This window comes from Streptomyces sp. NPDC054841, assembly GCF_053611045.1.
Window position 1 is genome coordinate 1 of record NZ_JBSGZO010000259.1, and the last position, 12041, is coordinate 12041.

Sequence of the window (12041 nt, forward strand, 5' to 3'; positions counted from 1 at the left end):
GGCCGGGGGAGCCCGGGAGGGCTACTCGCGTGGAGTCGTCTCCTCGCGGATCACCGCCTGGGCAACCCGGAACGCGGAGTTCGCGGCCGGGACCCCGCAGTAGACCGCCGCCTGGATCAGAACCTCGCGGATCTCCGTGGGGGTCAGGCCGTTGCGGAGGGCCGCGCGGGTGTGGAAGGCCAGCTCGTCGAGGTGGCCGCCCGCGACCAGGGCGGTGAGGGTGACGACGCTGCGGGTGCGGCGGTCCAGGCCGTCGCGGGTCCAGACCTCGCCCCAGGCGTAGCGGGTGATCAGCTCCTGGAAGTCACCGGTGAAGTCGTCGGCCGCGGCCGTGGCCCGGTCCACATGGGCGTCGCCGAGCACTTCGCGGCGGACCTTCATCCCGGCCTCGTACGGGTCGGGCCGTGTCACCCCGACCGCCTGCGGCTGCTCGGCGGGGCGCGCCGGGGCGATCTCGGCGACCGGGGCGACCGGCGCGGAGATCGAGGGGAGCACCGGCGGCGCGGGGATCGCGTGGAGTGTGTCCTGCCAGGCCAGGGAGAAGTGGCGTACCAGCAGATCGGTGACGGCCGCGGGCTGCTCCACGGGCGCGAGGTGGGAGGCGCCCGGGACCAGCGCGAGGCGGGCGTCGGGTATGCCGGCGACCAGGGTGCGGGCCTCCGCGGGCCCGGTGAGCCGGTCCTCGGAGCCGACCAGGACCAGCGTGGGGATGCCGACCCGGCCCAGTTCGGCCCGGACGTCGAACGCCGCGAGCGCCTCGCAGGCCGCGATGTAGCAGCCGGGGTCGGTGGTGCGCACCATCTGGACGGCCCACTCGACGATCGCGGGCTGCGCGGCGACGAATCCCGGGGTGAACCAGCTCTCGGGCGCGGTACGGGCCATCGGGTCGAGGCCGTTGGTGCGGACGATGACGCCCCGCTGCCGGAACTCGTCCGCCGTGCCGAACCGGGGCGATGCGGCGACCAGCGCGAGCGACGCCACCCGGTGCGGCAGCCGCAGCGCGAGATCGATGCCGACCGCGCCGCCGATGGAGCACCCGGCGTAGCCGAAGCGCTGCACGCCGAGCTCGTCGAGGGTGGCGACGAGGCGGTCGGCGAGGTCGGTCACCGAGCCGGCGGCGTGCGCGGGGGCGCCGCCGTGGCCCGGAAGATCGAAGCGCAGGACCCGCCACTGCTGGGACAGCTCCGGTATCTGCCGGTCCCACATGTGCCATGTGGTACCCAGTGAGGGACCCAGGATGAGGACCGGGGCGTCTTCTGGCCCGTCAACGCGGTATTGCAGGGTTTTCGGTGGTGTCTCGCTCACCCGTCAGACCCTCTCATCTGTCACGACTGCCCCTATGACGGGGGTGGGGGTTGAGCAGGCTTGACCAGGTGGGACGCCTGGTGGTGTGTTGCACGACCGGCATCGGGGTGCACCCGATCCGGCCCTGTGTCGTTAGCGTGCTATCCCAGCTCTCGGTCGACACAACTCGGCATAGACTCCGTGGTCACCTGTCCATCTGGTCAGACCGTGGCCAGGACTGCAGCCACCATTCTCCCGCCGGGAACTTCGAAAGGGCACTGATCCGCAGCTGGAATCCAACCGCCGTTACCTCAACCTCGACATGTGGGCCTCGAGGCGCGGGCATGGAAGCTGCTGCACCGCCATCGACAGCTCATCGCGCTGCTCCCTCGACGGAGGTCACGGCTGTGCGGGCTTGAGCAGGTGGAAGACCTCGCGGGCGACGTAGCGCTTGAGGCAGCGGATGATTTCGCGTCGGGTCTTGCCTTCCTTGAGGCGGCGCTCGTAGTACTCCTGGGTGCGGGGGTCCCAGCGCAGCCGGGTGAACACGATCCGGTGCAGGGCGGCGTTGGCCTGCCGGTTGCCCCCGCGGTTGAGGCGGCGGTGCTCCCGGATGCCCGAGGAGCGCTCCACGGGGCTGACGCCGCACAGTGCGGCGAAGGACGCCTCGCTGCCCAGACGTTCCGGGTTGTCGCCCACCGTGATCAGCAGGGTGACCGCCGTGTCCGGGCCGATCCCGACCACATCGAGCAGCTGCGGGTCGTGGCGCTCCACGAGCCGGGCCAGACGCCGTTGCAGGTGTTGGATCTCCTCGGTGAGCTGCGCGATGCGCCGGGCCAGCAGGGACAGCGTGAACCGGGTGGCCTGCGACACCGTCTCCTCACCGTCCTTGCCGTCGCTGTCGAGGCGTGCACAGGTCCGGAAGAGCGCGCCGTTACTCAGCCCGGTGAGTGCGTCCCGCAGGTGCGGGTCGGTGGTCACGAGGACGGCCTTGAGCTGGTTGATCGCCTGGGTGCGGGACTTGAGCGCCGAGGTCTTGGCGAGTTTGTACATCCGGGCGATCTCCACCGGCCCGTCTGCCGTCTTGGCCCGGGCGCGCGCCCGCCCGCTCAGCACCGATCGGGCCGCGTTCTCCGCATCCAGCGGATCCGACTTACCACGTCGGCGACGGTCGGTCCGGTCCGGCCGGTTCACCTCGAACACATCCACGCCCCGGCCCAGGAGGTAGCGGGACAGGGGCGCACCGAAGGTGCCGGTGCCCTCCACTCCGGCCCTCCGCACCACACCCAGTCCCCGGGCCCACTTCAGCAGCCCGCGGTATCCAGCCGCGGTGGCCGGGAACTCCTCAGTACCGATCACCACTCCTACAAGGGACAGCACCACAGCCACATGAGCATCCCGGTGTGTGTCCACCCCCAGCACCACCTCCCGGGTGGGCCAGCACCGACGAGCACGCGGAGCGGAGGAAGCCTCGGCCACATTCATTCGCCTCCTCCGGCACAGCAGCACATCGCGCGGCCGGCACCGGACTACGCAGGCGGTCAGAACCGTGACAACGCCGAGATGATCGGCAAGCCCCTATCGGGACACGCCCAGCCTGGTCCGGTACCTGCAACGCACCATCCCTGGTCAGGGTCGGCAACGTTCGGACTGGATACCCTGATCAGAGATGTCATGAGCCAGGCCCCGGCCCGGGACAGCACCCTGCGATTCTCCCACCCACCACAACGCGCCGTTCCAGGAATCCTGGAATCCCGGCCGTGACAGCGGACAGCGCAAGATGGCTGTCCGTGGACAGGCCGGTCCTGGGCTGTGTGCAGTCGGGACGGGCACCTTCACTCGTCGGACGCCACGGGACGGCGAGCGGGCCGAAATGCCCTTATAACGGGGGCCGGTAGAGGCCGTCCTGACCAGGTTGAAGACCTCGCGGGCGGCATATCGCTTGAGGCATCGGATGATCTCACGACGGGTTTTGCCCTCCTGGGTGATCGAGGGCTGGTACAACCGCCGCAGACTGCGCAAGCACATCCGCTGGGGCTACCTCACGCCCCACGAGACGCGCCTGCGCTTCCAGCAAGACCAGAGCCTCGCGGCATAACAAAACCGTGTCCAAGATCACGGGGAAGCTTCACCTGTGCCCTTCACTCAGTCCCTGGCCCGGCGCCCGCTCACGGCAGGGGGCGGGAGCAGGTGGACGTGTTGACGTAGGCGAGGCCGTCGTAGTCCTGGGCGGGCACGGTCGGGGCGTGGTGCAGCCGGTAGGTGAAGCGTGGCACGTTGGCGCCGAAGCTGCGATGCCTGTGCTGCTGGCCCAGCCAGTCCCGTACCTCAGCAGTGGCGGTCCGCGCGGCGCGCAGGTCGACGAGGTGGTCGCCCGGAACAGCCCGAGCGAGCTCGGCCTCCAGCGAGCCCGCGCCCAGCCTGCTGATCCGGTGCGGTACGGCGGGCCGGCGCATGTTGCGGCCTCGGCGAGCCCGGAACGCGCCCGCGCCGAAGAGCATGCCGAGGGCGTAGTAGGCATCGCCGTAGCGCTGGTGCAGGTGGTAGCCGAGGGCGGGCACGCCGGGCATGTAGTGGCCCCGGGAGACATGGCCGTTGTGCGCCCAGACCACGACCTTCTCCTCGCTGCTGTCGGCCGGATCGGCTGCTTCGGCGCCGTCGGCGAGGGCACTCACGGCTTCGGCCAGGTACCGGTCGCGGGCGGTGAACAGGCGCGCGTCGAAGGGGAGAGTGACCAGGTCCGCAGACCTGACCAGCACGCGGGCGTGGTCGATCGCCGCCTCGGTCTCCGCTGCGCCCACCTGCGCGGTGAACTCCGCCTGCCGGTCGGTCAACAGGTCCAGCAGGCGCTCGGCCGAGCCGCGGAGCGCCTGCTGCGGGTCGGGGCGGCTCCCCGGCCGGGCGGTGCTGAGCGGTGCGAGCGCGGACTGCGTGGCCGCCGCCTCCGTCGGCGCGACCCGGCGGAGGAAGTCGGTGACGTAGACGACGGAGGCCCCGGAACGTTGTGGGTCGATGCCGACGAATCGCACCCGACGGCCGGGCGCGGCACTCTGGTTGTGCGCACGCATCCAGGCCACGAGCGCGCGCATCTCCTCGGTGTGCCAGGTCCAGAACCCGAGGCGCCCGATCAGCTCCGTAGGGTCGCCGTCTCCGCCCTGGACGTAGCTGTCCACGGCCCGGGCGGCGGATTCGCTTGCCTCCAGCGCCAGTGTGGTGAAGCTGGCTTCTGTGACGAGGAACTCCACGATCCGGTGCTTGAGTTGGAAGAACTCACGGGTTCCGTGCGTGGCTTCGCCGAGGCCGACGATGCGCGCCTCGGCCAGGGCGGCGCCGAAGGGCACCAGGTCCTGGCATTGCCCGCCCGCGGTGAGGCGCTCCAGCCGCCAGGCGTGCTCCGCCAGCCACTCCGTCACGCCCTGCGGCGTCGGTGACGTCCCGTAGCGAGTTCCTACGGTGACTTTCCCCATTCTCTGTCACTCCGTCCGGTCAGCGGTTTCGCATCCCGACCTCGGTCAGGATGCGGCGTAGATCCTCCGCCGCCGCACCGTAGCCGTATGTCGCGGCCACACCGGAGAGATTCAGGACGACTTCGTCGACCCCGGCATCCTCGTACACGCGGAGTCCGTCGCTGATCTCCTCGGCCGAACCATGGAGAAAAGTGCCCGAATCGACCAGGGCGCGCGCGCCGAGATACGGCTGAGAAGGATGCATCCGCAGACCGGCCTGCCGCAGCATGTCGGTGTAGTGCGCGGTGCTGAGATGCGCCTTCGCTGCGGAGAGCGCGAGCTGGTAGGGATTCCGGCCGTGCCCCGCCAGGGCCGCGTGCACCACGGTGGTCATCCGGGGCACCGCTCGGCCGCGCTGCGCCGCGCCCTTGGCCATGGCGGGCAGTAGTACGTCCCGGACGTAGGCCGGGGGCGTCATCCAGCTGATCGCCACGTCGGCGGCCATCCCCGCGGCCCGCGCCAGTACCGGCCGCAGCACGCCAAGTCCGAGCTCCACGCCGGGGTGTTCGAGGCGGGGGAGCAGGGGTGCGGAGCCCGGTTGCGCGCCCGCAGGGGAGGCGTCCTCGTCGCCGAGGAACCGTCGCATCGCGTCCAGGTAGTCGACACACGCGGTGCGCGGGCTCGGGTAGGGCTCGCCCCGCAGCTCGGCGGTGAAGTCCGGAGCTCCGGGCCCGACGCCCAGCACGGTACGGTGGCCGGTCAGGCGCGACAGCGATCGTGCCTGTACGGCGGCATCGAAGGCGTGCCGCATCGGCATCAGCACGACGCTCGTCCCGACTGGGATGTCGAAGCCGCGGCCGGCCAGGTAGGCGAACATCTGGTGCGTTTCCAGACTCAGCGACTGTCCCTGCCACAGCCGCGTGGCGTGCCCTTCCTTGACCAGCTCCGCGAAGGGAACAAGGCTCAGCGGGTCTTTCGCCATAGTGGGGAAGATGATGGAACAGCGCATGTCGTTATCCCTGTCCGGCGGTCCGAGGCTCGGCCTCGGGGGTCGCGGGCTCGGTCTCGGAAGTGTCGTCGGCTCCGGGCCGGCCCTCGGCGGTGTAGCCGGCGGCCTGGAGGTTGAAGAGGTAGGCGTAGGTACCGTCGAGCTTCATGAGCTTCTTGTGCGAGCCCTCCTCGATCAGCTTGCCGTTCTCGATGACGATGATCTTGTCTGCGATGCGTACGGTCGAGAAGCGGTGTGCTATGAGGAGTGAGGTTGCGCCCTGTGCGACGGTGCGTAGCCGGCCGAAGATCTCGGCCTCGGCGGCCGCGTCGATGGCGGCGGTCGGTTCGTCGAGGACCACGATCGGGGCCTTGCGCATGAACGCACGGCTGAGTGCGATCTTCTGCCACTGGCCGCCGGAGAGCTGGTGCCCTTCCTCGAAGTGGCGGCCGAGCATGGTGTCGTAGCGGTGGGGGAGTGTGTCGACGGCGGGTGCGATGCCGCCGGCCTGCGCGGCGCTGTGAATGCGTGCGTCGTCCGTCAGGGAGTCGACGTCGCCGAATCCGATGTTCTCCCGGACTCGCATCTCGTACCGGATGAAGTCCTGGAAGATCACGCCCATGTTCCGCTGGAGCTGCTCGATGTCGTACTCCTCGATGGGTACGCCGTCGATCAGGATCTGTCCGCTGGTCGGCTCGTAGAGACGGGTGAGCAGCTTGACGATGCTCGTCTTCCCGGCGCCGTTCCGGCCGACGAGCGCCATGCACTCACCCGCCGCCAGCCGAAAGCTCACATCGTCTAGGACGAGGTTGTCCGTACCCGGATAGGCGAAGCTGATGTGGCGGAACTCGATGCCCTTGGTCAGCTTCGTGGGGAAGTCCCGGCTGCCACCGGTGATGTCGTGCTCCGGCATGTCGAGGAAGTCGAAGAGGTTGCCGAGGAAGAGGGTGTCCTTGTAGAGCGTGGAGAAGCCGAGCAGCATGCTGATGGCGGTCACCTGGATCGTGCCGATCGCCTGGAGATAGCCGGCGAGTTGGCCGATCTGGCCGGAGTTGATCGAGCTGTGGATGGCCCAGATGATCGCTCCGGAGGATGCGCCGACGCTCAGGGTGCCGAGCAGCCCGGAGAGTAGCGACTGCCGACGGGCCAGTCCCCTGTCCACCCGGAAGAATTTCTGCACCAGCTCGCGGTACCGGTCGACGAGCGTGGGCGCCAGCTGGAAGAGACGGACCTCCTTGAAGGAGTGGTCGGTGGTGGTCAGGTACTGGTAGTAGAAGAGGCGCCGCCGCTCCGGTGCCCGGGCAAACTCGATCTCGAACGCCTTGTGTGCGTAGACCATGTGGGAGATGGCCGCGGGTAGGGGGGCGAGCAGGATGAGCAGTGCCACCCAGGGACTCCAGATGACGAGGACCGAGCTCACCGAAACGATGGTGATCAGGTCGCGTCCGGCGTCCAGGAGTTGGGAGAACAGCTGGTAGATCCGGCCTCCATTGCTCTCCTGAAAGGCGCGCTGAAGCTTGTCGTAGGAGTCGGCGCTCTCGTACTGCTGTAGCTCCAGGCGCGTCCCCTTGCGCATCACGCGCTCACCGATCTTCGTGGTGAGCTCCAGCCTGAGCAGGGAGTCCAGGTACTGGACGCAGGTGCCGAGCAGATGGTTGGTGACCGACACAACCAGCAGCAGCACGGCGTACCGGAGCGCTTGGTCCCGTGCCGTCTCCGACCCGCCGATCGCGTTCGCGACGGCCTGCACGGCCGCTGCGGTCAACGCGATCTGGATGCCAGGCACGGCGGCGGACAGGATCGTCACGACGGTGTACGCCGTGACCCGTACACGGCTCAGCTGCCAGAAGAGCCGCATCACGCGGAGCCAGATCATTGCTGCCCCCCTGCCGCCAGTCGGCCGCGGATGGCGCGAAGGGTCTGGTCCCAGAGCCGATGGCAGTGTGTCTCACGCTCGAGATCCACTGGGAGGAGCCGGTTGATCTGCATATGGGCCAGACTGCCGAGCACCTCGTCCGCGGTGCCGACCAGAGTGCCGCTTGCGGTTGCCGCGCGTACGGCGTCGGCGACCTCGGTGACGGCGGCGGCCTGGGGGGCGAGGAGCTCGGCGAGTCGGGTACGGTGCCGTGATCCCTCGGGGTGGGTGAACCGTTCCCAGGGGCTGAGGAGTTCACACAGGTAGTCGCGGTTGTCCCGGAACTGCCTGCGGGCGGCCTGGTCCTCCTTGACGTGGCTGATCCGGGTGGTGCGCTCTATGAGGGGCATACCCCACTGGTCGTGGAGCGTGTCCAGCGCGGCGACGCCGAGAAACTCCGGTTCGAGGCCGAGTTTCGCGGCGATGATCCCCGCGGTCACCTCACTGTTGGCGGTGAAGAGCCGCTCCACGGCGTCGAACGTCTCCACGCCGCCGTACCGGGCCACCTCGGGGGCGTAGCTGGACACCGCGAGGTCCCGTGCGAGGCCCTGCGTGACGATGTCTCGGCCCCAACCAGCGAGTGTGGCGAGGAGCTCTGCCGCGGCCGAACTCCGGGCGCGGATGCGCAGATGCGGGAACGGGTCGGCGTAGCGCAGATAGAACCAGCGGTCCAGCAGGCCGTGTGCGCGCAGCTCGGCCATGACCGCGCGCAGCGGACCCGTAATGATCTCGTCATGGCGCTCGGGCGCGGCGTAGAGCTTCAGGAACGTCCATTCACCACCTGGCAGGTGGCGTTGGACCGGCACTTGGGGGGCGCGGGAGACGGCGTCGCGCGTCACCTGTCTGGCGTCCTTGGCGATGACCGGAACGACGAGCTCCTCAAGGTAGGTTCGGCCGTCCTCGTCGCTCAGCCAGGTGTGGTCTGGGCCCGGCAGCATCTCGTGCAGCACGGCCTCCGGCTTGGTACGGAGTTCGGCGCGCAGCTCCTCGACACAGCGGGGGTTGTCGAGATCGAGCAGCAGTCGGTTGTCCCCGTCCACCAGGAAGACGTAACGCGGCACCTGCCAGCGGGCGAACCAGCCGTCCAGGTCGTCGCGTTCCTGCTGCGTGATCTGCCACTGAGCGCCACGCAGCACGATCCGGCCGCGTGTGACCCGGGGCAGGAAGGAGGACGATTCGAGCGCTCCCCAGTAGAAGCCGGTCGGTAACACATAGCCGTCCAGTGACACCTCGATCAGGAACCGCGCCACGTTCGGCGCCAGCGCCGGACTCAGCATGTGGTGCTGCGCGACCACGATCTCGCGGTCGAGCCGCTGGGACCACAGGTAGAAGCGGCGGTTCGTGGTTCCGACGAGAATGTCGTTGAGCGGGATCGTCCGGTCCTCGGCCACGGACGGAGCGATGTTGATCGGAATCTCATGCGGCCGGACGCTCGGTCGGACCGCGACGTTCGCAGCCCTGCCGTACGACGGGAGATAGGCGAGCTCCGCGTACGCCGCCTCGGGGCTCAGCCGCTCCTCCTGCTGGGCGAAGTCGTGAAGCAGCCGTAGCGAGGGTTCGTCGATGAGATCGTGGAAGCGGCCGAAGGTCCGGCCGCCGTGCGCAAGCCCGTCGGAACGCAGGACCGCACGCCACTCCCCGGCGTCGACCGCCTCCCGGCTGGCGGCGGCGATCTGTAGATAGGCGTCCATGACCGGTGGCCACACCGCAGTGTCCGAGCGCGGCGCGATCCGGTCGAGCCAGGAGTCGGTGAGCTCGACCTCTTGCGCGCGCTGCCACCACGCCTCCTGGGCGAAGCCGAGCAGCGCCTGGTCCCTGCGGCTGGAGTCCGGCTGCGGCGCGGCTGGCAGCTCGATGCTGCGCCGGGGCATGGTGTAGGTGGGCGGGGCGTCGAGACCCTGGTCGGCGCTGAGGAGCTCGAGCACCGGCACGCGCGTACCGGCCCCGTACGTCTCGTCGAACTCCTCGCGGTAGCGGGTGAGATGGTGCGCGCCCCCCAGCGTCGTGGACAGCCGCATCAGTACGTCCACGGCGTCTGCTGCGGCCTCCCCGACGGACGCGTTCAGCTGGGGGGCGCGCAGGTCGAGCGAGGCGTCGGCCTGATAAGGCTGGCCCCGGTGCTCCGGCAGCAGTGCGTCTTGGGCGGCCTTGAGCCGGCGCAGCGAGGCGACATCGTCGGCGCGCTCGGCCAGTTCGGCGACGCCGCGCAGCCGATCCGCAGCCTCGGTGGCGTGCGGTACGTCGGCCAGGGCCTTCAACACATCCTGCTCTGGGCGGGCCGCGGTCTGTGACGGTCGTAGATCACCGACCAGGAACCCGAGGTCCCAGAGCTGGCGGACCAGCCCTTCGACTGTGTCGGTGCCTTCCTGCGGGAAGGCGGCGGCGAGTTCGTCGACTATCCGCTGGTAGGGGACAGAGCCGACCGCGGCGGCCCGTACCGCGTCGACGGCCGGCGTCGCCCGGATACGCACCGTCCTGTTATCGCCCTGCCCGTACTTATCCGCCTGCGGCAGGACGATCCGGTCACCGGCCCGGTGGGCCATCGGGTTCAGGCGGACCGGAAGGTGCCGCAGCAGCTCGGGGTCCTCTTCGACCTCCTTGAGCCACGACAGCAGCCAGCTCATGTCGGTACGCACCCGCAGCCGCCCGAGCGCCGGGCTGCCGAGGCGCAGCGTGCTGCTGGGGCCGAAGGTGCCGATCGCCACACCGGAGAACGCGCCGAAAGGCGTGGGTCTGGTGGCCATCCTGATGAGATAGCGAAGCAGCCGCGAGCGCACCTTGGCCGCTCGCTTCGGGCTGAGTTCGTCCAGGCCGCGGTCCAGGGTCGCGGTCAGGTCCTCGCTCGCCACGAGCAGGGCACGTCGTACGTCCGGCCGCTGCGCGAGTCGCAGCACCTTCTCGTCAGTCTGGTGCGGGTCCTCCATCAGGTCGAGGAACTCGGCGAACGGCAGTGCGGGCGTGCGCAGCATGAAGAAGCCTGCGGGTGTGTAGGTGGTCATGTTTCACCTCGCGAGAAAGAGGCGGAACCAGCTGGGCCGCTCAGCACTTAGCGCGGCCAGCAGCGTCAGCGCCACGCCGGTGGCACCGGTGAGCAAGGTGGGATCGTCCACCAGGACACCCGGCTCGTCCTGGTCGGCGAAGAGCAGGGGCCGCTGCGGGTCGGCATAGTCCAGCAACTCCTCGGTGAGTCGTGGCAGCGCCGCTCGGGCCGCGGCGCTCCACGGTGCCAACTCCAGGCACATCATGAGGAGTCCGGCGTGTCCGTGGCAGAGAGTAGGCGACAGCGGGCGCGTCTTGGCGGTGCGCTGCAATACGGCCTCGAACGCCTCGACGGCCACCTTGCGCAGACTGTCGTCGCCCAGGCTCTCGGCGACGGTCAGCAGGGCACCGGCGACCCCCGCGGTGCCGTAGCACCAGGCGAGCTGGTCGCCCCCGCACGAGGGGGTGAGTTCCGCACCCTCCGCGCTGACGCCGGTGCCGTCCGACCAGACCGGGCCGTGCTCGTCGGAGTGTGGCTGGGCGACGATCCAGGTGGTCAGGGTGTCGATCGCGGCCTGGTGTCCCGGCCTGCGCAGACCCGCGCGCCAGGCCACGGCCAGCGCGGCGGCGACCCCGGGCATGCCGTGTGAGAGCCCCAGGTTCAGATAGCCGTGGGGCCACTTCTCCCGGTAGCTGGGCAGGGGTGGGTAGACCTCGGGGGTGAGCAGCCAGCGGTGGGGGGTGGCAGGGGTCCGGGCCGGGCCGGTGAGCCAGATCAGGTAATCGAGCAGCCGCTCGGCCGCCTCGCGAATCCGGTCAGTCGGCTCCTCGACGGAGCTCAGATAGGCCAGTATCCCGGCCGCTCCGGTGATGAGGTCGTAGTCGAGGTCGCTGACCGCTCGCTCGACCCTCGGGTAATCGGTGTCGAGCACCTGGTTGGCCAGTTGCTCGTGCAGTCGGTCGAGGCTGGGGCGGAAGCGTGGTTCCAGCCGCACACATTCGGCCACCGTGAGCGCGAGACCGCTGGTGCCGGCGAAGAGTCCCGGACCGCTCAGCGGTTCGATGGAGGTGGCCGCCACCGCTTCACGGATGTGGTGGAACGCGGTGTCCAGGCTGCTCAGCCCGGCCGAAGCAGCGTACAGGTGCAGCAGAGTGGCGCCGGCCTGTCCACTGCTGACGCTGGGTGGATACCAGGCAGTTGGTTGGGGAGACTGTTCAGCGCTCTGCAGCACGAGCTCGGTGAGCTGCGTGGTATCCGAGGTGCATTCCGTCACGTGAGTGACCGTGCGCCGAACTCGTTCCGCCAGTGGGCCGTCTTCCAGCCCGATCCAGCTGTCAGTAGTGTCAGGGACGCGTGGCATCTTTCTTCCTTGTCTCATGACGGGGCTCGGAGGCCATGGCGGTGGACGGGTGCTGCCGTGTCAGCATC

Annotated in this window: 8 protein-coding genes; 1 reads left to right on the forward strand and 7 read right to left on the reverse strand. The window is 69.4% G+C overall.

All coding sequences use genetic code 11. The features are described 5' to 3' along the window. Window positions 1-21: 21 nt before the first annotated feature. Together pcaDC and ACWGI8_RS28170 are read right to left on the reverse strand one after the other, a co-directional pair. A complete protein-coding gene (pcaDC, locus tag ACWGI8_RS28165; RefSeq protein ID WP_453665062.1) occupies window positions 22-1305 on the reverse strand; it encodes a bifunctional 3-oxoadipate enol-lactonase/4-carboxymuconolactone decarboxylase PcaDC in 1284 nt (427 codons plus the stop codon). 378 nt (window positions 1306-1683) lie between these two features. After that, entirely contained in the window at window positions 1684-2769 is a 1086-nt protein-coding gene (locus tag ACWGI8_RS28170; protein WP_453665064.1) for an IS110 family transposase, read from the reverse strand. A 469-nt stretch (window positions 2770-3238) separates the two neighbouring features. Here ACWGI8_RS28170 and ACWGI8_RS28175 point away from each other — a divergent pair, with 469 nt between their 5' ends. Continuing rightward, window positions 3239-3382, forward strand: a complete 144-nt coding sequence (locus ACWGI8_RS28175) for a hypothetical protein (protein ID WP_453665066.1) — start codon at window positions 3239-3241, stop codon at window positions 3380-3382. A 70-nt stretch (window positions 3383-3452) separates the two neighbouring features. On the opposite strand, the gene ACWGI8_RS28180 is transcribed toward ACWGI8_RS28175, so the two are convergent. The 5 genes from ACWGI8_RS28180 to ACWGI8_RS28200 all read right to left on the reverse strand — a co-directional run bounded on the left by ACWGI8_RS28180 (window position 3453) and on the right by ACWGI8_RS28200 (window position 11886). Beyond that, the gene (locus tag ACWGI8_RS28180; RefSeq protein ID WP_453665068.1) at window positions 3453-4697 is read right to left on the reverse strand and encodes an erythromycin esterase family protein; all 1245 of its coding nucleotides are present in this window, start codon (window positions 4695-4697) and stop codon (window positions 3453-3455) included. 73 nt (window positions 4698-4770) lie between these two features. Further along, window positions 4771-5739, reverse strand: coding sequence for an LLM class flavin-dependent oxidoreductase (locus ACWGI8_RS28185; RefSeq protein ID WP_453665070.1), 969 nt, complete (start codon window positions 5737-5739; stop codon window positions 4771-4773). Between the two features lie 4 nt (window positions 5740-5743). Further along, on the reverse strand, window positions 5744-7594 hold the full coding sequence (locus ACWGI8_RS28190; protein WP_453665072.1) for an ABC transporter ATP-binding protein: 1851 nt from the start codon (window positions 7592-7594) through the stop codon (window positions 5744-5746). Beyond that, entirely contained in the window at window positions 7591-10632 is a 3042-nt protein-coding gene (locus ACWGI8_RS28195; protein WP_453665074.1) for a lantibiotic dehydratase, read from the reverse strand. Before ACWGI8_RS28195 ends, ACWGI8_RS28190 begins: the two co-directional genes overlap by 4 nt. 3 nt (window positions 10633-10635) lie before the next feature. Continuing rightward, window positions 10636-11886: a lanthionine synthetase C family protein gene (locus ACWGI8_RS28200; protein ID WP_453665076.1), complete on the reverse strand. Its 1251-nt coding sequence runs from the start codon at window positions 11884-11886 to the stop codon at window positions 10636-10638. Window positions 11887-12041: the final 155 nt, after the last annotated feature.